At 37.7% G+C, this 24918-nt stretch carries 28 protein-coding genes and 1 pseudogene; 25 read left to right on the top strand and 4 right to left on the bottom strand.

Annotated elements, in window-relative coordinates; genetic code table 11:
• Window positions 1-41: 41 nt before the first annotated feature.
• Window positions 42-905: a carboxylating nicotinate-nucleotide diphosphorylase gene (gene nadC, locus F601_RS0109200; protein ID WP_018165392.1), complete on the bottom strand. Its 864-nt coding sequence runs from the start codon at window positions 903-905 to the stop codon at window positions 42-44.
• 11 nt (window positions 906-916) lie between these two features.
• Window positions 917-2290 carry an L-aspartate oxidase gene (locus F601_RS0109195; RefSeq protein ID WP_018165391.1) on the bottom strand — a complete coding sequence of 458 codons (1374 nt, stop codon included), beginning with the start codon at window positions 2288-2290 and terminating at the stop codon, window positions 917-919.
• Between the two features lie 216 nt (window positions 2291-2506).
• Between F601_RS0109195 and nadA the strand changes: the two genes are divergently transcribed.
• From nadA to F601_RS0109085, 22 genes and pseudogenes are all read left to right on the top strand, one after another.
• The gene (nadA, locus tag F601_RS0109190) at window positions 2507-3424 is read left to right on the top strand and encodes a quinolinate synthase NadA (RefSeq protein ID WP_018165390.1); all 918 of its coding nucleotides are present in this window, start codon (window positions 2507-2509) and stop codon (window positions 3422-3424) included.
• A gap of 198 nt (window positions 3425-3622) precedes the next feature.
• Window positions 3623-4282 (top strand): CBS domain-containing protein, encoded by a 660-nt coding sequence (locus F601_RS0109185; RefSeq protein WP_018165389.1) that lies wholly within the window; start codon window positions 3623-3625, stop codon window positions 4280-4282.
• Window positions 4283-4387: 105 nt separating this feature from the next.
• Window positions 4388-5029, top strand: a complete 642-nt coding sequence (gene tmk, locus F601_RS0109180) for a dTMP kinase (protein WP_018165388.1) — start codon at window positions 4388-4390, stop codon at window positions 5027-5029.
• A gap of 2 nt (window positions 5030-5031) precedes the next feature.
• Window positions 5032-5910, top strand: coding sequence for a DNA polymerase III subunit delta' (locus F601_RS0109175; RefSeq protein WP_018165387.1), 879 nt, complete (start codon window positions 5032-5034; stop codon window positions 5908-5910).
• On the top strand, window positions 5907-6707 hold the full coding sequence (gene ricT, locus F601_RS0109170; RefSeq protein ID WP_018165386.1) for a regulatory iron-sulfur-containing complex subunit RicT: 801 nt from the start codon (window positions 5907-5909) through the stop codon (window positions 6705-6707). The genes F601_RS0109175 and ricT overlap by 4 nt, the downstream gene beginning before the upstream one ends.
• On the top strand, window positions 6700-7020 hold the full coding sequence (gene yabA, locus F601_RS0109165) for a DNA replication initiation control protein YabA (protein ID WP_018165385.1): 321 nt from the start codon (window positions 6700-6702) through the stop codon (window positions 7018-7020). The genes ricT and yabA overlap by 8 nt, the downstream gene beginning before the upstream one ends.
• 5 nt (window positions 7021-7025) lie before the next feature.
• Window positions 7026-7889 (top strand): 16S rRNA (cytidine(1402)-2'-O)-methyltransferase, encoded by an 864-nt coding sequence (rsmI, locus tag F601_RS0109160; RefSeq protein WP_018165384.1) that lies wholly within the window; start codon window positions 7026-7028, stop codon window positions 7887-7889.
• A gap of 397 nt (window positions 7890-8286) precedes the next feature.
• Window positions 8287-9522: an ammonium transporter gene (locus tag F601_RS0109155; protein ID WP_018165383.1), complete on the top strand. Its 1236-nt coding sequence runs from the start codon at window positions 8287-8289 to the stop codon at window positions 9520-9522.
• A gap of 56 nt (window positions 9523-9578) precedes the next feature.
• The gene (locus F601_RS0109150) at window positions 9579-9920 is read left to right on the top strand and encodes a P-II family nitrogen regulator (protein WP_018165382.1); all 342 of its coding nucleotides are present in this window, start codon (window positions 9579-9581) and stop codon (window positions 9918-9920) included.
• A gap of 31 nt (window positions 9921-9951) precedes the next feature.
• Window positions 9952-10053 (top strand): annotated as a pseudogene (locus F601_RS13535) (16S rRNA (cytidine(1402)-2'-O)-methyltransferase); the annotation flags it as partial.
• Between the two features lie 464 nt (window positions 10054-10517).
• Window positions 10518-10856, top strand: a complete 339-nt coding sequence (locus F601_RS0109140; protein WP_018165380.1) for a PadR family transcriptional regulator — start codon at window positions 10518-10520, stop codon at window positions 10854-10856.
• Window positions 10840-11673, top strand: a complete 834-nt coding sequence (locus F601_RS0109135) for a hypothetical protein (RefSeq protein ID WP_018165379.1) — start codon at window positions 10840-10842, stop codon at window positions 11671-11673. The genes F601_RS0109140 and F601_RS0109135 overlap by 17 nt, the downstream gene beginning before the upstream one ends.
• Before the next feature lie 70 nt (window positions 11674-11743).
• On the top strand, window positions 11744-11980 hold the full coding sequence (locus F601_RS0109130; RefSeq protein ID WP_018165378.1) for a DUF2829 domain-containing protein: 237 nt from the start codon (window positions 11744-11746) through the stop codon (window positions 11978-11980).
• Window positions 11973-12671, top strand: coding sequence for a 3-oxoacyl-ACP reductase (locus tag F601_RS0109125; RefSeq protein ID WP_018165377.1), 699 nt, complete (start codon window positions 11973-11975; stop codon window positions 12669-12671). Before F601_RS0109130 ends, F601_RS0109125 begins: the two co-directional genes overlap by 8 nt.
• Window positions 12668-13231 carry a hypothetical protein gene (locus F601_RS0109120; protein WP_018165376.1) on the top strand — a complete coding sequence of 188 codons (564 nt, stop codon included), beginning with the start codon at window positions 12668-12670 and terminating at the stop codon, window positions 13229-13231. The genes F601_RS0109125 and F601_RS0109120 overlap by 4 nt, the downstream gene beginning before the upstream one ends.
• A 13-nt stretch (window positions 13232-13244) precedes the next feature.
• A complete protein-coding gene (locus F601_RS0109115; protein WP_018165375.1) occupies window positions 13245-14207 on the top strand; it encodes a Gfo/Idh/MocA family protein in 963 nt (320 codons plus the stop codon).
• Between the two features lie 372 nt (window positions 14208-14579).
• A complete protein-coding gene (gene glmU / locus F601_RS0109110; protein WP_018165374.1) occupies window positions 14580-15959 on the top strand; it encodes a bifunctional UDP-N-acetylglucosamine diphosphorylase/glucosamine-1-phosphate N-acetyltransferase GlmU in 1380 nt (459 codons plus the stop codon).
• A 172-nt stretch (window positions 15960-16131) separates the two neighbouring features.
• Window positions 16132-16965, top strand: coding sequence for an ABC transporter ATP-binding protein (locus F601_RS0109105; protein WP_018165373.1), 834 nt, complete (start codon window positions 16132-16134; stop codon window positions 16963-16965).
• Window positions 16962-17750, top strand: a complete 789-nt coding sequence (locus F601_RS0109100) for an ABC transporter permease subunit (protein WP_018165372.1) — start codon at window positions 16962-16964, stop codon at window positions 17748-17750. Before F601_RS0109105 ends, F601_RS0109100 begins: the two co-directional genes overlap by 4 nt.
• Window positions 17751-17923: 173 nt before the next feature.
• On the top strand, window positions 17924-18478 hold the full coding sequence (locus tag F601_RS0109095; protein ID WP_018165371.1) for an NUDIX domain-containing protein: 555 nt from the start codon (window positions 17924-17926) through the stop codon (window positions 18476-18478).
• Entirely contained in the window at window positions 18479-18805 is a 327-nt protein-coding gene (gene macP / locus F601_RS0109090; RefSeq protein WP_018165370.1) for a cell wall synthase accessory phosphoprotein MacP, read from the top strand.
• A gap of 89 nt (window positions 18806-18894) precedes the next feature.
• On the top strand, window positions 18895-19587 hold the full coding sequence (locus F601_RS0109085; protein WP_026183171.1) for a 5'-methylthioadenosine/adenosylhomocysteine nucleosidase: 693 nt from the start codon (window positions 18895-18897) through the stop codon (window positions 19585-19587).
• A gap of 74 nt (window positions 19588-19661) precedes the next feature.
• Here F601_RS0109085 and F601_RS0109080 read toward each other — a convergent pair whose 3' ends face one another.
• A complete protein-coding gene (locus tag F601_RS0109080) occupies window positions 19662-20471 on the bottom strand; it encodes a peptidylprolyl isomerase (protein ID WP_018165368.1) in 810 nt (269 codons plus the stop codon).
• Window positions 20472-20671: 200 nt separating this feature from the next.
• Between F601_RS0109080 and F601_RS0109075 the strand changes: the two genes are divergently transcribed.
• Entirely contained in the window at window positions 20672-23083 is a 2412-nt protein-coding gene (locus F601_RS0109075) for a DNA translocase FtsK (protein WP_018165367.1), read from the top strand.
• A gap of 69 nt (window positions 23084-23152) precedes the next feature.
• Here F601_RS0109075 and F601_RS0109070 read toward each other — a convergent pair whose 3' ends face one another.
• Window positions 23153-23503 carry a DUF3397 domain-containing protein gene (locus F601_RS0109070; RefSeq protein WP_018165366.1) on the bottom strand — a complete coding sequence of 117 codons (351 nt, stop codon included), beginning with the start codon at window positions 23501-23503 and terminating at the stop codon, window positions 23153-23155.
• A gap of 172 nt (window positions 23504-23675) precedes the next feature.
• On the opposite strand from F601_RS0109070, the gene rplK reads away from it, so the two are divergent.
• Window positions 23676-24101: a 50S ribosomal protein L11 gene (gene rplK / locus F601_RS0109065; protein WP_018165365.1), complete on the top strand. Its 426-nt coding sequence runs from the start codon at window positions 23676-23678 to the stop codon at window positions 24099-24101.
• Between the two features lie 99 nt (window positions 24102-24200).
• A complete protein-coding gene (rplA, locus tag F601_RS0109060) occupies window positions 24201-24890 on the top strand; it encodes a 50S ribosomal protein L1 (protein ID WP_018165364.1) in 690 nt (229 codons plus the stop codon).
• The last annotated feature ends 28 nt before the right edge of the window (window positions 24891-24918 follow it).

Genomic DNA, 24918 nt, shown 5'->3' with positions numbered 1-24918 from the left:
CGGCATTTTGTCGGTTTTTTTGTCGGATTAAAATGAAATTCTTATGCTTCTTCAATTGGGTGTAGATTTTTTAATGAAAGATCTAGTATATCAGCAGAGTGAGTCAGTGCTCCACTAGAGATGTATTGAACGTCAAGGTTCTGATATAAGTGGATGTTTTCTTTTCTAATATTGCCTGAAATTTCAATTTCTGCCTTTTTATCGATGATTGAAATAGCTTCTTTAATGAGATCGATATTCATATTATCAAGCATAATAATATCTGCCTGAGCTTCTAGAGCTTCTTTTACCATTTGAATGTTTTCCACTTCAACTTCAATTTTTTTAAGATGGCCAATATAGGAACGGCTGGATTGAACTGCTTTTTTAATACTCCCAGCTGCACCGATATGATTATCTTTGAGTAAAATACCGTCGGAAAGATTGTAACGATGGTTCTGTGCCCCACCGATTTTGACAGCGTATTTCTCAAAAATACGATTATTTGGAGTGGTTTTGCGTGAATCTAGTAGAGTTATGCCACTGTCTTTTAAAATGCTCACGAATTCATTTGTGTATGTCGCAATTCCACTCATGTGCTGAAGATAATTTAGTGCAGTTCGTTCACCAGAAAGGAGTACTCTGATATCGCCTGTGATACTGCCCAGCTTTTGTCCAGCTTGAACCCAATCACCATCCTGAACATCAAAACGGAACTTAATGGTATCATCTAGTAATTGAAAGACTCTTTGAAAAATAGTCAGTCCACAAATAATGCCATTTTCTTTACTAATTAAATCAACTGTTCCAAGTGTAGTTTTTTTAATAACACTATGGGTGCTGATATCTTCATTTGAGATGTCTTCGGCGAGTGCACTTAAAATAAGTGGATCTGCATTTAGTTTTAATGTGGTCGAATCAAACATTATTGCCTCTTTCAAATACTAGTTTTAAGGTGATTTTTTGATTTAATGCTAATGTTAATAGGGGTTCTTTCTTTTCGTAATTTATCTTCTTCGATTTTTGATAAGACAAGGTCTCTGTAATATTTTTCAAGCTCACTTTTATTGGAATAGAAATTAATATCATTGTCGTCAAAGCATCTTGGAAACTCATTTGTTTTAGAGAAGCTTTTCTTAATATGCTGTGCAGCTCTTTTAGCAAAAACTAAGCTTTCTAATAAAGAATTACTAGCCAGACGATTTTTTCCATGAACACCATTGCATGCTGTTTCACCGACGGCATAAAGATTGGACATGGATGTTTGGCTGTTGAGGTTAACTTTTATACCTCCCATAAAATAATGCTGTGCAGGAACGACAGGGATACATTCTTCATAAGGATTATAGCCCATTTTTAGACAATGGTTAACTATAGTTGGGAAATGTTCTTGGAGCTCCTTCTTAGGAATAGGACGGAGATCTTCCCAAACAAATTCAGTTTGATCAATAGCCATTTGTTTTAAGATAGCTTGTGTGACGATATCCCGTGGAAGTAATTCATTTACAAATGGCTGCATGTTTTTATCATAAAGTTTAGCACCTTCACCACGAACGGATTCTGAAATAAGGAAGCAGGAATCGTCGCCATCCTTGTGATAAAAAGTTGTTGGATGAATTTGAATATAAGACAAATCCTTAAGTTCTATTTTGTGTTTTATGGCAATAGCAATAGCATCACCGGTTAGATGTCTGACATTTGTACTTTTTTCATAGAGCCCACCAATTCCGCCAGTTGCTAGAATAGTTTTTTCCGCAAGAATCTTCACTATTTTATCCTCGTTTAGACGGACAATCGCTCCAAAACAAGACTTATCTTTGGTTAACAGGTCTAATAGGCAAGTGTCTTCAAAAAAATGGATGTTGCTTTGCTCTTTTGCTTGTTTAAGGAGATGACTGGTAATTTCTTTACCTGTAATATCCTTGTGAAAGAGAATTCGGTTGGTTGAATGAGCCCCCTCCTTTGTATAAAGAAGTTCACCTTGTTTATTTTTTTGGAAGCTGACACCAAAATTTACCAAATCGTTAATAATTTCTGGAGAGGATTTTATCATAATATCGACCGCTTGAGGATTATTTTCATAGTGACCGGCTTTTAAAGTATCTTCAAAAAATGAATGATAATCATCAGGCATTTTTAGCCTGCAAATTCCTCCTTGTGCAAGAAAAGAATTACTTTTTTCAAGTTTATCTTTAGAAATAATTGTAATATTCAGATCCTTGGGGAGGTTTAAGGCAGCAAATAAACCAGAACACCCACTTCCAACAATTAAGATATCAGTTATTAAAGTAGGATTAGTAAATAAAGTCATGACTGATACAAATTCCTTTCCATAATTCGGCTTAAACGATAGTCTTCATTATCAAAATTAAACTTTAAAGATAAATAGAAATCCTTATTAATTAATCATTAATTAAGCAACATTCTATCACAAAACAAAACAGGTGACAAGACACCTGACAAAAAACCTTGACACTTATTCATCTCGTCATTATAATGGTATCAATAAATTAATGAGGAGAACACAATGAATACTAGGGAATTACAAGATAAGATAATAGCTTTAAAGAAAGAAAAAGGTGTGTGCATTTTAGCTCATGCCTACCAAAGTCATGATATCTGGGAGGTCGCTGATTTTGTTGGTGATTCGTTTGCTCTTAGTCAATATGCTGCCAGCGTCCCTCAGGATACTGTAATAATGTGCGGAGTACGTTTCATGGCAGAAACAGTAAAAGTTCTCTCTCCTCAAAAACGCTCTATTTTGGCTAATCCTTTAGCTGGCTGTCCTATGGCTGAGCAGATTGATCAGAAAATGATTACCTGGTTAAAAGATAAGTATCCTAAACATACTATAGTTGCTTACATCAATACAACGTCATCTTTGAAAACTGCAGTAGATGTTTGTGTAACCTCATCTTCAGCAGTTCGAATCATTAACAATATTCAAAATGACAAAATATTATTTGTTCCTGATAAAAATCTAGGTGAATGGGTTGCTCAACAATGTCCTGATAAAGAGTTTGTATTCTTTAGAGGAGGCTGTCCAACACATATGCGAATTCGTAAGCGTGATGTTGAGGCAGCTAGAAAGGACCACCCAAACGCTAAACTTTTAGTCCATCCTGAGTGTCTCGGAGAGGTAACAGACTTAGCTGATTTTGCTGGAAGTACAACAGAAATTATGGCTTATGCTAAGGATAGTTCTGAAAAAGAATTTATCATTGGAACCGAGAGCAGTATTGTGCAACATTTACAATTTGAATGTCCTGATAAACAATTTTATCTTCTTTCACGGGAGTGTGTCTGTCATAATATGAAAATGACCACTCTGGCAGATGTCTATCAATGTCTTTTGGGACGTTCTGGAGAGGAAATTAACTTAACAGATGATGTTATTAAGGGGGCTAAGAAATCTATTGAAAGGATGATTGAGTTAGGGAGATAGAAGACTATCATCTGCTCTGCTATTTCTAAAAAAAGTTGATGTAGAGATTGTTTGAATTTAATTGTCAGAGACCTAGGCTTGCTATTTTTAGATTAAACTTTTTGAAAATTAGAACTTTCATTAGATTTTCAATTTATCAGCGAAATCGTTTCCAAATTGTGGTATAATTACCTTAGAAAACATTTGGAGGAGTTTGCGATGCCAGTAAAAGATTTTATGACTAAAAAGGTAGTCTACGTTTCCCCTGATACAACAGTTGCCCATGCAGCAGATATGATGCGTGACCAAGGCTTGCGACGTTTGCCAGTTATTGAAAATGACAAACTTGTTGGTCTTGTAACTGAAGGGACTATGGCTGAAGCTAGTCCATCAAAAGCCACAAGTCTCTCAATTTATGAAATGAATTACTTGCTTAATAAAACAAAAATTCGTGATGTCATGATTAAAAACGTTGTCACAGTTTCACAGTACGCTCGTTTGGAAGATGCAATTTATCTTATGATGAAACATCACGTTGGTGTTCTTCCGGTTGTGGATAATGAACAGGTTTATGGAATTATCACGGATAAAGATGTTTTTAAAGCCTTTTTAGAGGTTGCAGGATATGGTGAAGAAGGTGTTCGTGTTGAAATCTTAACAGATGATACTGTAGGAATTTTGGCTAAAGTAGTTGATACTATTTCTGAAGAAAACTTAAATATCAAACGTACAGTAATCGCAACACGAAAAACAGGAAAAGTAGCTATCGAGGTACAAATCGATGGGCATGCTGATATTGACATGTTGAAGACAAAACTTGTTGAACAAGGTATTAATGTCAAAGCGATTGAAAAAACTTTTGCTAAATCTTTAGATTAAAATAAGAAATTAAGGATATAATTTTACACCGTCTCCTGTTTTTGACGGTGTCTTTTTTGCATAAAATTTGATAAAATAGAAGTATTAAATTAAAAAGGATTGAACATGAAAAAAGGACTTATCATCTCATTCGAAGGACCAGATGGTGCTGGGAAAACAACTGTCTTAGAACATTTGTTACCTCTCTTGAGAGAAAAAACAGATAGAAATATCATCACAACTCGTGAACCAGGCGGTGTTGAAATTGCTGAGAAGATTCGTGACGTTATTCTTGATGTTAATCACACGAGTATGGATGATAAAACCGAACTCTTACTCTATATGGCAGCGAGACGCCAACATTATGTTGAGAAAGTATTGCCTGCTTTATCGGAAGGGAAAGTTGTCCTAATTGATCGTTTTATAGATAGTTCGGTTGCATATCAAGGAGCTGGACGTGGACTGGATACAGAGGTTATTTCTTGGTTGAATGATTTCGCTACTGATAGTCGGAAACCAGACCTAACTCTCTACTTTGACGTAGACTCAGAGACTGGTCTTGCCCGTATCGCAAAAAATGCAGAGCGAGAAATCAATCGCCTTGATCTAGAGAAACTAGATATGCACCAGCGAGTCCGTCAAGGTTATCTTGAATTGGCTGAGCAGGAAACTGATCGAATTGTGACTATTGATGCTTCTCAAAATTTAGATGCAGTGGTCGCAAGTGCCGCTGTCGAAATATTGAAATCTTTAGAGGCTGAAGCTTAACAATGACAGCATTAGATCAATTACAGCCAAAACTATTTGAAGAATTCAAAGCAGTTCTCCAAGCTGACCGCCTTAATCATGCTTATCTTTTTTCAGGTGATTTTGCCAGCTTAGATATGGCTCTTTATCTTGCACAAAGTCGTTTTTGTGAAAATCTGAAAGATAAGCTGCCATGTGGTAACTGTCGAGCATGTCATTTAATCCAAAACAATGAGTTTTCAGATGTTAAACTCTTGGAACCAAGCGGACAAGTTATCAAGACAGATACAGTCAAAGAGATGATGCGTGACTTTTCGAGTTCGGGTTTTGAAGGCAAAGCCCAAGTTTTCATTATTCGCGATTGTGAAAAAATGCATGTGAATGCTGCAAATAGTCTTTTGAAGTTTATAGAAGAGCCACAAAGTGATTCTTACATGTTTCTTCTGACTAGTGATGAGAATAAGGTTTTACCAACGATTAAAAGTCGTACGCAGATTTTTCGTTTTCCCAAAAATCTTGACTATTTGACAGGTGTTGCAGAGAAAGCAGGTTTTCTAAAAACTAATGCACAAATCTATGCTCAGGTAGCAAAAGATGAAAAGCATCTGCAGGAACTTTTACTTAATAAAAAAGTGCTTGAGCTTTTGCAGTCTTGTCAAATTTTTATCAAGGCATTAATGACTAATCAAGTTCAGGTTTATCTAGAGGTCGCACGACTAAGTCAGATTGCAGTAGATAAGAGTGAACAAGAGCTGGCCTTCCATTTTCTAACTCTTCTTTTGAACAAAGAGAGTGATGCTAAAAGTAAAGTAAATTATTTGAAGAAATTATTTGAAGCTCGCCGGATGTGGTCTAGCAATGTGAGCTTTCAAAATGCACTAGAATATATGGTGATCTCATGACAGAAGTAATCGGTGTAAAGTATGAAGAATTAGGGCAGTTAACATACGTGCTGGCTGATAAAAAATACAAAAAAGATGATTTACTTGTCATCAAAAATAAAAAAGGAAGCCATATGGCTCAAGTTGTTATTGAAAATGATGAGGTCGAAGATAAGAAATTGCCAGCGGAGCTAGACAACGTTTTTCGTAAAGCAACCGCAATGGATATAAAGGCATATCACCAAAATATTCATTTGGCTGAAGACTCAATTTCAGAAGTTGAAAAGCTAATCGAGCAGAATCAACTGAAGATGAAACTTGTAGACATTGTTTTTCCGCTAGAACGCAGTTATGTCTTAATTACATTCGTATCAGAAGAACGAGTGGATTTCCGTCAGCTTCTAAAAGATCTGGCCGCTTACTTTAAAACACGAATTGAATTGCGACAAATTAATTCTCGTGAAGAAAGTAAAATATATGGTGGTTTAGGTCCTTGCGGCAGGGCTCTTTGCTGTTCTAGTTTTTTGGGAGAATTCCCGCCTGTTTCAATAAAAATGCTTAAAAACCAAAGTCTATCTTTAAATTCAGGTAAGTCTACGGGTGTCTGTGGTCGCCTTATGTGCTGTTTAAGTTTTGAAGATGACTTTTATCGCGAAACAAAAGCAAAATTTCCAGATCTAGGAACACCTGTTTTAACGCAAAATGGTCCTGGAATTGTCGATGGAATTGATGTCTTTACTGAGACGGTTAAAGTTCGTGTTGAAGATAACCACACTTTATTAACCTATGCTATAGAGGAGGTCAGTGTCAATGGATAAAAAAGATTTGTTCGATGCCTTTGATGGCTTTTCACAAAACCTAATGGTGACTCTGGCTGACATTGAAGCCATGAAAAAACAAGCCCAGAACTTGTTGGAAGAAAATACCAGTTTGAGGATTGAAAATACTAAACTAAGAGAACGTCTTAGTCAATTGGAACACGAAACAGTATCTAAATCGCTTAATCAAGGGAAAGAGCACTTGGAAAACATCTATCTAGATGGATTCCATGTCTGCAACTCATTTTATGGACAGCGCCGTGAAAATGATGAGGAATGCGTGTTCTGTATGGGATTATTGTATAGAGAGTAGGAGTCATGCAAGTTCAAAAAAGTTTTAAAGGTCAAACAGATTTTGGAACGCTGTATTTGGTACCGACACCAATTGGTAATTTGCAGGATATGACTTTCCGAGCTGTACAAGTTCTTAAAGATGTTGATTTTATCTGTGCTGAAGACACCCGAAACACAGGTCTATTACTCAAACATTTTGATATTTCAACCAAGCAGATCGCCTTCCATGAGCATAATGCTTATGAAAAAATACCAGATTTATTAAGCCTTTTGACTTCTGGAAAATCGCTAGCGCAGGTATCAGATGCTGGGATGCCATCAATTTCTGATCCAGGACATGATTTAGTCAAAGCAGCTATCGCAGAAAACATTCCTGTCGTTGCTATCCCAGGAGCTTCTGCAGGAATTACCGGCTTAATAGCCAGCGGACTTGCACCACAACCTCATATATTTTATGGCTTTTTGCCACGTAAGTCTGGCCAACAGAAGGATTTCTTCGAAAATAAGAAGAACTATCCTGAAACACAGATTTTCTATGAATCACCATACCGTGTGACAGATACACTTGAAAACATGCAAGATGTCTATGGCGACCGTCAAGTCGTCCTTGTCAGAGAATTAACCAAATTGTATGAAGAATATCAACGTGGTAGCATATCTGATCTTTTATCCTACTTGGCTGAGAATCCTTTAAAAGGTGAATGTTTAATCATCGTTTCTGGTTTTGATGGTCAAGAACAAGTGCAAGATTTAGATGAATTAGACCTTGCAAGTTTAGTCAAAAAATTAGTTGAACAAGGCAATAAACCAAATCAAGCCATTAAAAAAATAGCTAAAACTTATGGTTTAAACCGCCAAGAAGTTTACAATGCTTATCATCAACTTTAAAGATTATTAATCAGTTGAGACAACCACCGATGATTATGGAATTATCATTGGTGTTTTTTTGTCTTCAAAGCTTTTTTACTTAGATTTACAATTTATGTAAGAAAACATAACGTTAATAGTTATATTGAAAACAGCGACTTAGTTAACATTTCTATGTTAAGTTATATAATTGATAAAATCAGTATTATCAACGGAAGAGAAGTGTTTTTAAATGACGAAAATGGCTAACGTTTTATGTAATAAATACAGAAAATTTAGAAAAATTACCAAAAAACACTTTACTTCACCAAAAAATAATGTTACATTATCTAACATAAAATCTTACAACGCTTGTTGTAGTATTTTAGAAAATTGACTTTAAGGTTTAAAGTCTTAAAATATAAAAGGAGTTTTTGATATGGATGCAGGAAGTATAGCTTTTATGATTATCTGTGCTAGCCTAGTCTTTTTGATGACACCAGGTTTAGCATTCTTCTATGGTGGTTTAGGGAGACGCAAAAATGTCATTAATACAATGATGATGTGTGTGATTCCGATTGCTGTTGCTTCAGTAATGTGGATGATTTGTGGGTATTCCCTTTCATTTGGTGGTGATGGAAGCCTAATTGGTAATTTCTCGCATCTCTTTTTCAATGGTGTTAGCGAAACGGCTAGCACACGTGGTTTAGAAATTCCTGATGCGTTATTCGCAGCATTCCAAATGATGTTTCCAATCATTACAGTTGCCATTTTAACAGGAGCGGCAGCAGGACGTATGCGTTTTACACCTTTGATTATTTTCATCATTTTCTGGCTTCTCTTGGTTTATTTCCCATTTGCTCATATGGTCTGGGATGAAGGACTTTTGGCTCAATGGGGAACAATTGACTTTGCTGGTGGTGATGTCGTTCATATTACATCTGGGGTTTCAGGTTTGGTTTTGGCATTGGTACTTGGAAAACGTCGAGATTATAACCGTTTAGAATACCGTCCGCATAACGTACCATTTGTTTTCCTTGGTGCAGGTCTTCTCTGGTTTGGTTGGTTTGGATTCAATGCTGGTTCTGCCCTTGCAGCAGACGGGCTTGCAGTCCATGCCTTTGTTACAACACACATTTCAGCAGCAGCAGCAATGTTGTCTTGGTTGATTGTTGAAAAAGTGTTAACTGGAAAATTCTCACTTGTTGGTGCTTCAACAGGATTGGTAGCAGGGCTTGTCGCTATCACGCCAGGAGCAGGTTTTGTTTCAACTTGGAGCTCTCTTCTCATCGGTCTTTGCGTTAGCCCAGTTTGTTATTTTGCGATTTCAGTTCTTAAGAGTAAATTCGGTTATGATGATGCTTTAGATGCCTTTGGTTGTCATGGTATCGGAGGGATCTTTGGTGGTTTGATAACAGGACTTTTCACTACACCAGAACTCGCTCTTGACGGAAATAATATCGGCTTAATCTATGGTAATGCGCATTTATTCCTAGTAACTATAGCAGCTATCATTTTTACAATTGTTTGGTCAGCGGTAGCAACTTTTGTTATTATTAAAGTGATTTCAATCTTCACAAGTATTCGTGTTGAGGATCGTGCGGAAGCTATTGGTCTTGATGATAGTGAGCATGAAGAAACAGCTTACCCAGCATTTATGGGGCTTGATTCATAATAAAAGGATAGTTAGAAATCTGAGCTAAATAGAAACGTTTAGAAAGAGAGTGTATTATGAAAAAAATAGAGGCGATTATCCGTTCAGACCGTTTGGAAGATCTCAAAGATGCCTTGTCTAAAGCAGGATTTACCAAGGGAATGACAGTCAGTCAAGTGCTTGGTTATGGAAACCAACGCGGTTTTGCAGAATATGTTCGTGGTCAAAAGATTGTGCCAACTTTGCTTGCGAAAGTAAAAGTTGAAATTGTGACACATGATGTGGCGGTTGATGAAATTGTGGATATCATCTGCAAAGCTGTTCGTACAGGTGAAGTTGGAGATGGTAAAATTTTTATTCTTCCGATTGAAGAAGTTGTTCGTATTCGGACAGGAGAACGAGGTGGTGATGCCGTTTAAGTTTTAAAATCTCCGAAGTTTAGTCAAATAATTAGTTGAACAAGGCAATAAACCAAATCAAGCCATCAAAAAAGTAGCTAAAGAATACGGACTTAATCGTCAGGATGTTTATAATAGCTATCATGGCTTGTGATTTTTAAATAATTTTTCTTAGAATACTTTCGGGCACCCTTTTGTGAGCTATCAACTCAGGAAAGGGTGCTTTTTTCCATTGCTTAGCTTGTATGATACCTTTCAATGAGTATCATAGTCAGATTGATTTTAAATTGTTGGTTTCATGCCTAGTCAAAATAAGAGAAAGGATAAAATTTGTAAAGTTAATCTTATTTTTCCAAATCGATATCAAGCCTGGAGGTGAAGCGATAATAATGTTAATGAGTATGTAAATACAAATTTATTTAGTGTATAGTAACTATTATGCTTTACAAACTAGCTTAGTTGTATTATAATCTTAATAACAAAGGTAGTTTGTAATGCAAACTAGTGATCGGAAGTTTTTATTATTTCCCAGATTTGGCGTTAGACTTGTGGTTATATTGCCTTGTGAATGTTTTTGACTACTTTCGTGTAGATTGCAATGAAAAAAAGGAGTTAGTTATGAGAGAGACGCAATTATTAAAAGGGGTACTGGATGGCTGTGTCTTACACATTATTGCTCGGGAGGAAATTTACGGTTATGAATTAGTTCAGCGATTGAAAGAGACTGGTTTTACCAATATTGTTGCAGGAACTGTATATCCGCTTTTGCAAAAATTGGAGCGCAAGGGTTTGATTACTTCGCGCACGAAACCATCACCAGATGGACCACCCCGTAAGTATTTTCAAATCACGCAAGAAGGACTGGATTTTCTAACAGATTTTTGGTCAGAATGGCATGGATTAGTCAGTAAAGTTTCAAATTTAGAGGAGGATAGAGCAGATGCAAAATACTCTTAATAATTACTATCGTCAAACAGAGGACGTTATTGTTAGTCTAAAGCCTGAGAATAGAGATTTTTTTGAAAAAATTCAAGAATACATGATATTTTCAAGTTTCTTTAGAGATGAAATAGCTATTCGTCAGCTTATTCTTCAACTAGCTTTGGATCTGAAAGCAGCTGAAGCCGATGGCATTTCTGCTGTTGATTATTTTGGGGATGAGCCTAAGCAAATGGTGGACGACTTGATTAAAGAATCTAATGTTGCTACAAAATTAAGCCTTACGAAACTTTTAGGAATAATTGTTGGTATTTTATGTTATTTTCGTTTTTGGAGTGATTTTGCCTCGCATGGACTGGTTACTTTGAACTTAGTTGGTTATTTGAGCGATATCCTCTTCGGTGTGCTTGGTGTTTGCTTTATTTTTTTCATTTTTAAAAGAAGTGTCTATTCCTTTAGCTTTTTGAAAAATAAAGTAATTAAATACGGATCTGTTTTTGCTTTAATCCTAGTTTTTATTGCGCTTATTACTCTAAAAATTAAACTTGAAACATGGGTAACTGGTCCGAGACTAATAATACCTACGATTATTAGTCTAGTTCTTGCTGTGTTTCTCCTCGGATTGGGTGTTATGTTTTGTAGAAAAGACCAAGTTACAGGGACATTAATTGCACCGCTGATTGCTTTCTTTCTATGCGGTATAATCAGATTTTCAGCGAATGCTTTTCAATTAAGTAATGTCTTCGTTGTGACCATTCTGCCATTGTTGGTCATTTTCCTTGGTCTTGTTACTTTTTATCGTCAGTCATACCTACTGATGAAGAAAGGTAATTAATCAAGAACCAAACGAGCTCTAGGGCTCGTTTTTTGATATACTAGAGTTATTAAAAACAAGGAGAAAAATCATGACATTTGAAGAAATTTTGCCTGGACTCAAGGCTAAGAAAAAATACGTCCGCACAGGTTGGGGAGGTGCTGAAAACTACGTTCAGCTCTTTGATACTATCGAAGTTGATGGCGTCAAATTGGAAGCCACACCATATTTCCTTATCAATGTGACTGGCGAGGGTGAAGGCTTTTCCATGTGGGCACCAACCCCCTGCGATGTCCTAGCTGAAGACTGGGTTCAAGTCTATGACTAAAAAAGTCCTCATCACAGGCGTATCAAGCGGTATCGGACTGGCCCAGGCTCGTCTTTTTCTGGAAAAAGGCTACGCTGTCTACGGAGTTGATAAGTCTGCCAAGCCAGACTTATCCGGTGACTTCCATTTCTTGCAAGTCGATTTGACCAGTGACTTAGCTGCGCTCTACGACTTTATTGCTGAAGTGGATATCCTATGCAACACCGCTGGAATACTAGACGATTATAAGCCTCTCTTAGAGACAAGTGACCAAGAATTTGAAGAGTTATTCGCTGTCAATTTTTTCGCGACAGCCAAGATCACCCGCCGTTACCTAGCTCAAATGGTGAAAAGACAATCTGGCATTATTATTAACATGTGCTCTATCGCTAGCTTTATTGCTGGCGGGGGCGGAGTAGCCTATACAAGCTCCAAGCATGCCCTAGCTGGCTTTACGCGCCAGCTGGCATTGGACTATGCCAAAGACGGTATCCAAGTCTTCGGTATCGCACCAGGTGCAGTTAAGACAGCTATGACGGCGGCTGACTTTGAGCCGGGAGGTCTAGCAGACTGGGTTGCCAGTGAGACACCAATTGGACGCTGGTCTGAGCCGGCAGAAATTGCAGAATTGACAGGATTTTTAGCCTCAGGTAAGGCCCAATCCATGCAGGGGGAAATCGTCAAAATTGACGGTGGATGGAGTTTGAAATGAACATTTTAGAAGAATTTGACCGATATAAATATGAAATTGAATTAAATATTAAACAGAATAATAGTATAGAGGTAGATTTGTATCAGCCGATTGGGCAAGTTTTAAAAAATAGAAAAAACTATTTTAACCGATTGTCTATTAGAGATGTTTCTTCTAGAAGGAGAACTCTGAAAGGAAATGCAGGCTATGATTCTTTTTTTGGCGCAGGCGGATTTCCAGATTTTTTAGTTTTAAAACCAGATTTTTTACTGCCTGAAACAAATAAAGATTCGGAATATATCGAAAAAAATATACTTGGTGCTGTTGAAATTAAATTTATAAATAAATTTGAGAAAGAAAAAGAAATTGATAGTCAAATTCGAGGTCACATAAAATCATTCCATAAAGTAATTTACACAGATGGCTTGGTTTGGAGATTTTATGATGAAATTGAGGAACCAAAGTGGGAAATATGCATAGGGAAAGTTGGTAAATCAGGTATTTCATGGGATAAAAATCGCTGGGAGCAGCTGATGGAAAAACTAGAAGAAATTGCTTGGGAAACTAAAGAACTCGTCTGAACAAGGAGAAAACATGAAATTAGCACTTTTAGGAACTGGTATGATTGTCAAGGAAGTTTTACCAGTTTTAAAGGAAATTGATGGCATTGATTTGGTTGCCATTTTATCAACACAAAGAAGTATTGAGACCGCGCGTGAACTGGCCGAGATTTACGATTTAAATCAGGCCACAAGCAACTATCAAGAGATTTTAGACAATCCAAATGTGGACACAATCTATGTTGGTCTGCCTAATCATCTTCATTATGATTACGCCAAGCAGGCACTCTTAGCTGGCAAGCATGTGATCTGTGAAAAGCCCTTTACCTTGAAGGCAAGCGAGTTTGAAGATTTGGTGGCAATAGCAGAGCAGCGCAAGCTATTTCTCCTAGAAGCCATTACCAACCAATACCTTGGAAATTTTGCCTATATCAAGGATAATGTGGATAAGCTAGGCGATATTAAGATTGTAGAATGTAATTATTCTCAATATTCTTCACGCTATGATGCCTTCAAACATGGAGAAATTGCGCCAGCCTTTAACCCAGAAATGGGAGGAGGAGCTCTTCGAGATCTTAATATCTATAATATTCACCTTATTGTCGGGCTTTTTGGCAAGCCAAAGACGGTCCAATATCTGGCTAATGTAGAACGCAATGTTGATACTTCAGGTATTTTAATCATGGACTATGGAAACTTTAAAGCGGTCGCTATCGGTGCCAAGGATTGCGGTGCTGAGATTAAGTCAACTATCCAGGGGAACAAAGGCTCGATTGCTGTACTTGGTCCAACCAATGCCATGCCTGAGGTCAGCATGACGCTCAATGGTCAAGAAACAGAAGTCGTCAATCAAAACACCCTCAACCACCGCATGCACGATGAATTTGTTGCTTTTCAAGATATCATCTCAAGCAAAGATTGGAATCGCCAAGCCCAAGCTCTTGAACATAGCAGAGCTGTTATGGAAGTCTTGGATATGGCGGTGGAGTCTATCTGATATATAATAATTCTCAGGTGACGAAATGGTGTAATTAGTGTTTCAAATAAAGAATGATAAGATAGAAATAGGCAATTTTCTACTATTGTTTGCTATTTAATAGTGATTCAATTTTGAGCGCGGTGCACATGATACATTATATCTGATACGAAACGTTTGTGAGATTGAAATAAAGAAGTTTATAGCTTTTGCTGGACAGAAATGATGTTTTCTGTCATATGCTTAATATGTGCGATAACTGTAACTGCAATTATTTTCATGATTTCCTTATTTCACCGTTCAAATTAAAAAGTATGATATAATGGTTATGTTTGTCAGCAAAGTCACATTTCAGTGATTTATGCTGTAATCATATTTTAAGGAATAAAACTTATGTCAAATTATGCAATTATTTTAGCAGCAGGTAAGGGAACTCGTATGAAGTCTGACCTACCAAAGGTTCTTCACAAAGTTTCTGGTATTACTATGCTTGAGCATGTCTTTCGCAGTGTCGGAGCGATTGAACCAGCTAAGAATGTTACTGTCATTGGACACAAGGCTGAGTTAGTTCGAGATGTTCTTGATGGGCAATCAGAATTTGTCATGCAAACTGAGCAACTCGGTACAGGCCATGCTGTTATGATGGCTGAAGGACAGTTAGCAGGACTTGAAGGGCAAACTCTTGTCATCGCTGGAGATACACCTCTTATTACTGGCGACAGCCTTAGGAATCTTGTTGATTTTCACGTTAATCACAAAAATGTTGCCACTATCTTAACAGCGACAGCTGATGATCCATTTGGTTACGGCCGAATTATTCGTAACCAAAATGGAGAAGTGGTAAAAATTATTGAGCAAAAAGATGCTTCAGAGTTTGAACAACAGGTTAAAGAAATTAACACAGGGACTTATGTCTTTGACAACAAACGTCTTTTTGAAGCACTTAAAAACATTAACACTAACAATGCTCAAGGTGAGTATTATTTAACAGACGTTATTTCGATTTTCCGTCAAGCTGGTGAAAAAGTTGGTGCCTTTGTCCTTCGTGATTTTGATGAAAGTCTTGGCGTTAATGATCGTGTAGCTCTTGCTACAGCTGAAAACGTCATGCGTCGTCGCATCAACAAAGCACACATGGTTAATGGGGTGACTTTCCAAAATCCAGAAGCTACTTACATTGATATTGACGTTGAACTTGCTCCTGAAGTTGTTGTGGAAGCTAATGTTACCCTAAAGGGACAGACCAAAGTTGGTGCTGAATCTGTTCTTACTAATGGAAGCTATATTGTAGATTCTATTATTGGTGAAGGTGTGGTTGTGACAAATTCGATGATTGAGCAGTCTACCGTTAAAGATGGGGTTACCATCGGTCCTTATGCCCATATCCGACCGGATTCTACTCTTGAAAAAGATGTTCACATTGGTAATTATGTTGAGGTTAAATCGTCTACGGTTGGGGAAAATAGCAAAGCCGGTCACTTGACTTATATCGGTAACGCTCGTGTTGGTTCAAATGTCAATTTTGGAGCAGGAACAATCATCGCTAATTACGATGGTCAGAATAAGTACACTACAACTATCGGAAACAATGTTTTTGTTGGAAGTAACTCAACAATTATTGCACCAGTTACGCTTGGGGATAATTCTTTAACTGCGGCAGGTTCAACCATTTCAAAAGATGTTGAAAAAGATGCAATCGCCATTGGACGCAGCCGTCAGGTCAATAAAGATGGTTATGCGACAAGAATGCCACATCACCCAAAACAAAAATAAATCATACTTAGACAAGGCTTAAATGAGTCTTGTTTTTTTACATTTTCAACACCTAATATAGAGTATTTAATAGTGAATTATTTGGTATAATAGACTCAAAGATTATTGGCAATATTTCCCCCTTTTTAGGTTTGGATTTTACCTATTTTGAGCTAGAAGAGAGGCTTAGTTCATGACAAAAAAAGTAATTGAAATCAAAAATTTAAAGAAATACTATGGCAAACATATGGGTATTGAAGAGGTATCTTTGACCGTTGAAAAAGGTGAAATTTTTGGTTTCCTTGGTGGAAATGGTTCTGGTAAGTCAACGACTATTCGCTGTCTTTTGGGACTAATCAAGGCGACTGCTGGTCAGATGACGCTCTTTGATGGTCATTATGCAAATCTGACTGAAGCCCTCAATCATATCGGTTACATGCCTTCAGAAGCCATGTTTTACCCACAGATGAAGGTTAAAGATATTATTGCCTTTGCGGCTAAATCACGAAAAATAGACTGCAGTCAAGAAGCAGAGCGACTGTGTAAACTTTTAGAAGTTCCTCTTAATAAAAAGATTCAAGACTTATCGTTGGGAAATCGTAAGAAAGTTTCCATTGTCTGTGCCCTTCAACATAAGCCTGAATTACTGATTTTAGATGAACCGACTTCAGGCTTGGATCCTCTTATCAAGGAGCGTTTCTTCGGCCTAATCAAAGAAGCCTGTGCCAATGGGGCTGCTTGTTTCCTATCTTCTCATGTGCTCTCTGAGATTAAAGAGAATTGCGACCGCGCAGCCATTATCAAGGATGGAAAAATCCTAACAATTGATACCATTGAAAATCTGACTCGCAGTCAGACCAAGCGCGTGACGGTTTGGCGGGCTGGTCATCAGGAATCATTTAATCACACAGGTTCAAGTACCGACCTTCTTGCTCAGCTTTCTGACTTAAATCCTGACGAGTTTTTGGTGGAAGAACCATCGCTTGAAGAACTCTTTATGCACTATTATGAGGAGGAAGCCAAATGATTTTACTAAGACATGAATTGAAGCAGGGGTTGAAAAATTTGCTCATTTGGTCACTATCGGTGGGGTTGATTTGTTGGGCCTGTACCTTGCTTTATATGAGCGTTAAGGATAGTTTGGCTAATGTAGCTGACATGTATGCTAATATGGGGAAAATGTCTGAAGCAGTCGGTCTTGACAAGGTTAGTCTGGCCACTCTTGATGGTTATTTTGCCACAGAAATTGCCCTCATGTTTGGTCTTGGAGCAGGTATGTTTGCTTCCATGATTGGAGCGACAAGTTTGTCCAAGGAAGAGGAAGGACATACCAGTGAATTTCTCTACACCCTACCTTATGGACGTTTGACTGTTGTCTTTTGGAAATACCTTAGCCTTGTAGTCAATTTGCTTATCTTTAATGTCATCTGTATTGGTTTTGAAGTCCTAGCAGTTTGGCAGGTTGATCTTGATTTTTCATATGACTTACTCATGAACTACCATCTTCTAGCCTTCTTGATGCAAGTGGAGTTGATGACTCTCTGTTTTTTCATCTCAAGTTTCAATTCACGCAAACAAACGGGTGCCGCATTAGGGATAACACTCTTGTTTTATGCTATGGACATGATGTGCCGAGTGGCACCTGATCTTGAGAAGCTTAAATATATCACACCTTATTATTTTGCTAGCGGTGCAGATGTCTTTAGCCAAAGCAAGCTGGAGGCTGCTCATCTCATCATTGCTGCTATTGTCATTGTTCTCTCTCTTGTAGGAGCTATTCTGATAATGCAAAAACGTGATTTGAAAGATTAATAGTTATCAAACAAAAAATCTCACAAAAGGTGGGATTTTTTCGTCTCTAAGTTTAAGTAAAAATAGGGAAACATTGGCATTTCTGAGCTAATTATAGTAAAATAAATAAGAAATTTTCGCTCGCTTATCTTGAAATGATAGCTATTGAGCAGAAAGATAAATGAGGTCTAGTTATGGATTTTGAAGAAAAAACGATAAAACGAACTGAGATTTTTGATGGTCATATCTTTAAAGTGGCTGTAGACGATGTGGAATTACCTAATGGTCTCGGACAAGCTAAGCGTGAATTAATTTTTCATCGCGGAGCAGTCTCCATTTTGACGGTCACTCCAAACAATAAAATTGTTCTGGTTAAGCAATACCGCAAAGCTATCGAGAAGATTTCTTATGAGATTCCTGCCGGCAAACTTGAAGTTGGGGAAAATGGCTCTGAAAAAGAAGCTGCCCTGCGTGAATTGGAAGAAGAAACTGGCTATACTGGCGATTTAGAATTGCTTTATGAATTTTACACAGCTATTGGCTTTTGTAACGAAAAAATCAAGCTCTATCTGGCTAAAAACTTAGAAAAAGTTCCAAATCCACGTCCGCAAGATGATGATGAAGTTCTCGAACTCTTTGAGTTGACCCTTGAAGAGTGTATGGATTTGGTTAAGTCGGGGGATATTGAAGATGCCAAAACAATCATCGCCCTTCAATACTATGCCCTACATTTTGGAGGAAAGAACTAAATGGGAAAACCACTTTTAACAGACGAGATAATCGAACGTGCTAACCGTGGTGACATCATCTACGATAGTGAACCTTTGCTGGACGCTGAAGAGACAAAAATTATTAATACTGACAATGCTACTTACAGTGGTGATGAATTTCAAAAACAATCTGAAGGGGCATTTAGGAAAGAGGATAAAGCCTCACGGAAAAAAACACAGCAAGTTTATAAAAGCCGCCGCATAGAAAATGCCAAACGCAGTGAATTCCAACAAAAATTAAATAAAATCTTGATTATTGTTATTATTCTGGTTATTTTGCTTTTCTGGGCTGTTTTTAATCTCTAAAAGATATTTCAACACACTTATTATTAGAAAGTAACTAAATTTGAAAGGAAAAGGGACTGTCAAATTTCTGCAGTCCTAGATTTATGATAATGAAAATTGGTATAATAGCAGCTATGGAGCAGGAGTTAAAGCTACTTGTAGATAACTTGAAAAATAAGGAAGAACATCAAGTTCTGACAAATACTTACTACACTGGCCAGCTTGGAAAACATGATGTTGTACTGGTTCAATCAGGTGTCGGTAAGGTTATGTCAGCAATGTCTGTAGCTGTTCTTTTGGATCATTTTGCTGTAGATGCCCTTATTAATACAGGTTCTGCTGGTGCCGTGTCAGAAGGGCTAAATATTGGAGATGTTGTTGTTGCTGATAAGTTGGCTTACCATGATGTAGATTTAACTGCCTTTGGTTACGAGTACGGTCAAATGTCCATGCAGCCACTTTATTTTGAATCTGATTCTCGTTTTGTTAAGACTTTTGAAAAAGTGCTAGCGCAAGCCAAGGTAGCAAGTAAGATTGGTCTTATTACAACAAGTGATTCATTCATCGCTGGTCAGGATAAAATTGATGCTATCAAGGGACATTTCCCTCAGACGCTAGCTGTTGAGATGGAAGGCGCAGCTATTGCTCAAGCAGCACACAGCGTGGGAAAACCTTTTGTTGTAGTACGTGCTATGAGTGATACAGCGGCACATGATGCTAATATTACTTTTGATGAATTTATTATTGAAGCCGGGAAAAAATCGGCTCAAATTCTCATGGCATTCTTAGAAGAATTGTCTTAATTAACATTGAAAAATAAAAAGGGCTAATCAGATGTTCTTGTTGAACCTCTGATTAGTCCTTTCTTTGTGGGTTGTTATTTATCTGAGAAGTCGTAGTCTTTGACAATATCAATTCCTGTAATACTAATTGTTGTTAATGGTTTATCAGAGCTATCTACTTCTTCAGAAGCAATACTGTCAACAACATCCATTCCATCAATAACTTGTCCAAAAACAGTATATCCACCGTCTAGGCTGGGATTTCCACCATTTTTGTAGGCATTAATAATGGATTGAGGTGTTGTGTCTTTAGATAATGAGGCTGATTGGTCGCTAGTGTTCTGGTTAATATAGAATTGACTACCATTAGTATCAGCACCTGCATTTGCCATTGCTAGAGAACCTCTGATGTTATACAAGTAGGGTGAGATTTCATTTTTGAATCCAAGACCAGAATCAATGCTAGAATCCTTTTCATACCAAATTGAATTACCACCAGTACCATCACCATTTGGATCTCCAGATTGGATCATAAATTCTGAAATCACTCGATGGAAAGTGACATTATCATAATATCCCTCTTTTGCATGAGTTAAAAAGTTTTCAACAGCTAATGGTGCTAATTCAGGGAAAAGTTTAATAGTGATGTCACCCTTGGTAGTATGCATGACAACTTGTGCCTCATCTTCAGCAACACTTGTGCTTAATTGAGGGAATTGAGAAGCATCAGCTTTTAGGGCCGCTTTGACTTCCTTTTGATAGGCTTCTGATGCAGCTTGGCTTTGACTAGCAGCCTGACTAGATGCTACATAATCGTCCCCTTTGATGGCACGATCGATACTCTCGCAACCAGCTAGTGTCATGAGACTCAAACTTGCTAAACCAATGTAAAAAAATTTTTTCATGAGATGAGAACTCCTTAATCAATATTCACTTCATTTTACCATAAAAGTGTTCAAGTGGTATTGATGAACTGTATTTTAAGAGTTCCACTCAATTCCTATTGAATCAATCATATTGAGCGATGTATTAGGGAGAATAATTTCATACAAAACCAAAAGCTGTAAACATTTCCGCAATATTGAAAAAATGCTATAATGTTCTTATGGCAAAATCTAAGAAAACAAAAAAAGGACGAACAACGAGACGTCCAACAAAAGCAGAAATTGAAAAACAAAAGGCATTGCGTCGATTGATTCTAGCAGTCATAACAGCAGTGGTCTTCTTTTTCGCAATTATTCGATTGGGAATTTTTGGAGTAACTGCCTACAATGTTATCCGATTTGCAGTGGGGAGTCTGGCATATTTCCTTATGTTTGCAGTATTTATTTACATTTTTGGATTTAAATGGCTGCATAAACAAGAAGGGCTAGTGGGTGGATTTGTTATTACGCTTATTGGCTTAATGATTGGATGGCATGCTTACCTATTCTCTATGTCAGCTTATCGAGAAAAGGAAGTCTTTACCACAACAGCAAGACTTGTTTTTGATGATCTAGTAGCTTTCAAAGTAAAAAATTTCGTTGGTGGCGGAATGATTGGTGCACTGCTTTATAAACCAATCGCCTTTCTCTTCTCAAATCCTGGATCATTCATGATTGGTGGTCTTTTTCTAGTACTTGGTCTCTTTTTGATGAGTTCGTGGGATGTTTATGATGTTACAGGATTTTTTAAGAGCCTTAGTGCGAAAATGGCAGAGCATCATGAAATTAAAAAGCAACAGAGATTCCTTAAGCGAGAAGAAAAGAAAGCAGCGGCAGAAAAAGCTCGACTTGAATTGGAAGCTAAGGAAGAAGAAGAGCGTCTTGCATCAATGACATTTGATCCAGAAACAGGTGAAATTTTTGATGAAATAGCTGAGCTACCTGAAGAAACCATTATTCAAACAAGTGAACTGCCTGAAGAACCAGAAATTATTTCTTATCATTCAGGCGAAAGTGATGATGAAGATTTTCTCAATAATTTAGATGAAGCAACCTTATTTGAGGATAATCAGTCCACAGATAATCATTTTGAAGAAGAATATGATTTAGACGATGAAGATGATACGGTTACGGTTGACTTCACACCAAAAGCTAATCTCCTTTACAAATTACCATCCATAGATTTATTTGCGCCAGATAAGCCAAAAAATCAGTCTAAAGAAAAAAATCTTGTTCGTAGAAATATCAAGGTTTTGGAAGATACCTTTAAGAGTTTTGGTATTGATGTTAAGGTAGAGAGGGCAGAAATAGGACCATCTGTGACCAAGTATGAGATTAAGCCAGCTGTCGGTGTTAGGGTTAATCGTATTTCTAATCTTGCGGATGATTTGGCCCTTGCTCTAGCTGCAAAGGATGTTCGAATTGAAGCACCGATTCCAGGAAAATCTTTGGTTGGTATTGAAGTACCTAATTCAGAGATTGCAACAGTTTCTTTCCGTGAACTTTGGGAGCAGTCCAATACAGATTCAGAAAAACTTCTCGAAGTTCCTTTGGGTAAAGCAGTTAATGGCAGTGCACGAAGCTTTGACCTTGCCCGCATGCCACACTTATTAGTTGCTGGTTCAACTGGTTCCGGTAAGTCAGTTGCTGTCAATGGTATTATCTCAAGTATTCTAATGAAGGCACGTCCAGATCAGGTCAAATTTATGATGATTGACCCTAAAATGGTTGAACTTTCAGTTTATAATGATATACCACATTTGCTGATTCCAGTTGTGACTAATCCACGTAAGGCCGCAAAAGCACTGCAAAAAGTGGTTGATGAGATGGAAAATCGTTACGAGCTCTTTAGTAAAGTTGGTGTTCGAAACATTGCTGGGTATAATGCAAAAGTTGAAGAATGGAATACCACTTCGCAAGAGAAACAAATTCCACTGCCTCTTATCGTTGTTATTGTTGATGAATTGGCTGACCTTATGATGGTTGCTAGCAAGGAAGTGGAAGATGCCATTATTCGTCTCGGACAAAAAGCGCGTGCAGCAGGAATTCATATGATCCTTGCAACACAGCGCCCATCAGTTGATGTTATCAGTGGACTTATCAAGGCAAATGTCCCATCCCGAGTAGCTTTTGCTGTCTCATCAGGTACCGATAGTCGAACAATTTTGGATGAAAACGGAGCTGAAAAACTCCTTGGTCGAGGGGACATGCTGTTCAAGCCCATTGATGAAAATCACCCTGTCCGCCTTCAAGGTTCATTCATTTCTGATGATGATGTCGAACGCATTGTAAGCTTTATCAAAGACCAAGCTGAATCAGATTACGATGAAAGCTTTGATCCTGGTGAGGTGTCAGAGGCAGACTTCTCAAGCTCGGGCGGAAATGGCGGAGCTTCTGAGGGAGATCCGTTATTTGAGGAAGCTAAAGCTTTGGTACTTGAAACGCAAAAAGCAAGTGCCTCAATGTTACAACGACGTCTGTCAGTTGGTTTCAATAGGGCCACCCGCCTCATGGAAGAATTAGAAGAAGCTGGTGTGATTGGACCAGCAGAAGGAACAAAACCTAGAAAAGTGTTGATGACAAATCAAGCATAAAAAATAACCTGAGATTTCCAATAAAATATCTCAGGTTATTTATTTTTATATAGAGATCAAAAACAACTTTTAAGCTATCATCACGAGAGCAAGAAGGATTAAGTAGAAAACAAAGGTTAAGATAAAGCCAGACCGCCAGAACAATTTACCAAATCTCTTATAAGAAAAGCGGCTGTTTTTTCGTAATAAAAATGAAGTAATTACGATAGAGAGTGTGGACATCGCAATGAGGTAGTATGGTAAAAAATTATGAGTGAAAAATTTACCTGAAACAATTACAATCTCAATAGCAAATAAGGGAAGAGCCAAGTCAGGAAATTTCCATCCAAAACGCCATAATTTAAAAGTATTAATAAGAATATATGCAAAAACGGGAGTGAGCACTACAAAAGCTGCAGCAATAAATTTATACATTTCCATAGCACTATTTTATACTGAAATAGCGCTGTTGGCAACTTTTTATCAAAAAAGATATAAAATACTTGCTTTCTCTCTGAAATAAGGTATAATATTCAAGTATGCTATTAAGCATGCCTGTGGGAGGTAAAAATCTCTAATTACCGCAAAAACCACAACAGGAGGATTTTATATCATGGCTAAAAAAGTCGAAAAAGTCGTTAAACTTCAAATTCCTGCCGGTAAAGCTACTCCAGCTCCACCAGTCGGACCAGCTCTTGGTCAAGCAGGAATCAACATCATGGGATTCACTAAAGAATTTAACGCTCGTACAGCTGACCAAGCTGGTATGATCATCCCAGTTGTTATCTCTGTGTATGAAGACAAATCATTTGATTTCGTTACTAAAACACCACCAGCTGCTGTTCTTTTGAAAAAAGCTGCAGGTGTTGAAAAAGGATCAGGCACACCTAACACTGCTAAAGTTGCAACAGTTACACGTGCGCAAGTACAAGAAATTGCTGAAACTAAAATGCCAGATTTGAACGCTGCAAACGTTGAGTCTGCAATGCGTATGATCGAAGGTACTGCTCGTTCTATGGGATTCACTGTTGTTGACTAATCAATAACAACCCAAGACCCGCATGACCTCATCTTTGATGAGTGACGTGGGAGATTTTAAATCAAATCGATATGACCACACTACAAGGAGAAAAATAACATGGCTAAAAAAAGCAAACAAATGCGTGCTGCGCTTGAAAAAATCGACCGCACAAAAGCATACAGTGTTGAAGAAGCTGTAGCGCTTGCAAAAGAAACTAACTTCGCAAAATTCGATGCATCTGTAGAAGTTGCATACAACTTGAACATTGACGTTCGTAAAGCTGACCAACAAATCCGTGGTGCAATGGTATTGCCAAACGGAACAGGTAAAACTCAACGCGTTCTTGTTTTCGCACGTGGTGCTAAAGCTGAAGAAGCTAAAGCAGCTGGTGCAGACTTCGTTGGTGAAGATGACCTCGTTGCTAAAATCAACGGTGGATGGCTTGACTTTGATGTTGTTATCGCAACACCAGACATGATGGCTATCGTTGGACGTCTTGGACGTGTCCTTGGACCTCGTAACCTTATGCCAAACCCTAAAACTGGTACAGTAACTATGGATGTTGCTAAAGCAGTTGAAGAGTCTAAAGGTGGTAAAATCACTTACCGTGCTGACAAAGCTGGTAACGTTCAAGCTCTTATCGGTAAAGTATCATTTGACGCTGACAAACTCGTTGAAAACTTCAAAGCTTTCCACGATGTAATGGCTAAAGCTAAACCTGCTACAGCAAAAGGTACTTACATGACTAACGTATCTATCACTACTACACAAGGTGTTGGTATCAAAGTTGATCCAAGCTCACTTTAATAAGTAGATGAAATCCGTTTCCTTTTTG

This window comes from Streptococcus henryi DSM 19005, assembly GCF_000376985.1.
GTDB classification, from domain to species: domain Bacteria; phylum Bacillota; class Bacilli; order Lactobacillales; family Streptococcaceae; genus Streptococcus; species Streptococcus henryi.
This window is presented reverse-complemented; position numbering and strand designations above follow the sequence as displayed.

Bases quoted from the DNA above. Each gene is read 5' to 3' on its own strand.
- F601_RS0109070 (WP_018165366.1), bottom strand. From the start codon at position 23,503: ATGGAAATGTATAAATTTATTGCTGCAGCTTTTGTAGTGCTCACTCCC.
- F601_RS0109125 (WP_018165377.1), top strand. From the start codon at position 11,973: ATGACTAAAAAAGTCCTCATCACAGGCGTATCAAGCGGTATCGGACTG.
- F601_RS0109135 (WP_018165379.1), top strand. From the start codon at position 10,840: ATGCAAAATACTCTTAATAATTACTATCGTCAAACAGAGGACGTTATT.
- F601_RS0109155 (WP_018165383.1), top strand. From the start codon at position 8,287: ATGGATGCAGGAAGTATAGCTTTTATGATTATCTGTGCTAGCCTAGTC.
- F601_RS0109195 (WP_018165391.1), bottom strand. From the start codon at position 2,290: ATGACTTTATTTACTAATCCTACTTTAATAACTGATATCTTAATTGTT.
- F601_RS0109075 (WP_018165367.1), top strand. From the start codon at position 20,672: ATGGCAAAATCTAAGAAAACAAAAAAAGGACGAACAACGAGACGTCCA.
- rplA (WP_018165364.1), top strand. From the start codon at position 24,201: ATGGCTAAAAAAAGCAAACAAATGCGTGCTGCGCTTGAAAAAATCGAC.
- F601_RS0109100 (WP_018165372.1), top strand. From the start codon at position 16,962: ATGATTTTACTAAGACATGAATTGAAGCAGGGGTTGAAAAATTTGCTC.
- F601_RS0109150 (WP_018165382.1), top strand. From the start codon at position 9,579: ATGAAAAAAATAGAGGCGATTATCCGTTCAGACCGTTTGGAAGATCTC.
- rsmI (WP_018165384.1), top strand. From the start codon at position 7,026: ATGCAAGTTCAAAAAAGTTTTAAAGGTCAAACAGATTTTGGAACGCTG.
- F601_RS0109185 (WP_018165389.1), top strand. From the start codon at position 3,623: ATGCCAGTAAAAGATTTTATGACTAAAAAGGTAGTCTACGTTTCCCCT.
- F601_RS0109115 (WP_018165375.1), top strand. From the start codon at position 13,245: ATGAAATTAGCACTTTTAGGAACTGGTATGATTGTCAAGGAAGTTTTA.
- nadA (WP_018165390.1), top strand. From the start codon at position 2,507: ATGAATACTAGGGAATTACAAGATAAGATAATAGCTTTAAAGAAAGAA.
- F601_RS0109120 (WP_018165376.1), top strand. From the start codon at position 12,668: ATGAACATTTTAGAAGAATTTGACCGATATAAATATGAAATTGAATTA.
- F601_RS0109105 (WP_018165373.1), top strand. From the start codon at position 16,132: ATGACAAAAAAAGTAATTGAAATCAAAAATTTAAAGAAATACTATGGC.
- F601_RS0109130 (WP_018165378.1), top strand. From the start codon at position 11,744: ATGACATTTGAAGAAATTTTGCCTGGACTCAAGGCTAAGAAAAAATAC.
- macP (WP_018165370.1), top strand. From the start codon at position 18,479: ATGGGAAAACCACTTTTAACAGACGAGATAATCGAACGTGCTAACCGT.
- yabA (WP_018165385.1), top strand. From the start codon at position 6,700: ATGGATAAAAAAGATTTGTTCGATGCCTTTGATGGCTTTTCACAAAAC.
- glmU (WP_018165374.1), top strand. From the start codon at position 14,580: ATGTCAAATTATGCAATTATTTTAGCAGCAGGTAAGGGAACTCGTATG.
- F601_RS0109140 (WP_018165380.1), top strand. From the start codon at position 10,518: ATGAGAGAGACGCAATTATTAAAAGGGGTACTGGATGGCTGTGTCTTA.
- rplK (WP_018165365.1), top strand. From the start codon at position 23,676: ATGGCTAAAAAAGTCGAAAAAGTCGTTAAACTTCAAATTCCTGCCGGT.
- ricT (WP_018165386.1), top strand. From the start codon at position 5,907: ATGACAGAAGTAATCGGTGTAAAGTATGAAGAATTAGGGCAGTTAACA.
- F601_RS0109095 (WP_018165371.1), top strand. From the start codon at position 17,924: ATGGATTTTGAAGAAAAAACGATAAAACGAACTGAGATTTTTGATGGT.
- F601_RS0109080 (WP_018165368.1), bottom strand. From the start codon at position 20,471: ATGAAAAAATTTTTTTACATTGGTTTAGCAAGTTTGAGTCTCATGACA.
- F601_RS0109085 (WP_026183171.1), top strand. From the start codon at position 18,895: ATGAAAATTGGTATAATAGCAGCTATGGAGCAGGAGTTAAAGCTACTT.
- nadC (WP_018165392.1), bottom strand. From the start codon at position 905: ATGTTTGATTCGACCACATTAAAACTAAATGCAGATCCACTTATTTTA.
- F601_RS0109175 (WP_018165387.1), top strand. From the start codon at position 5,032: ATGACAGCATTAGATCAATTACAGCCAAAACTATTTGAAGAATTCAAA.
- tmk (WP_018165388.1), top strand. From the start codon at position 4,388: ATGAAAAAAGGACTTATCATCTCATTCGAAGGACCAGATGGTGCTGGG.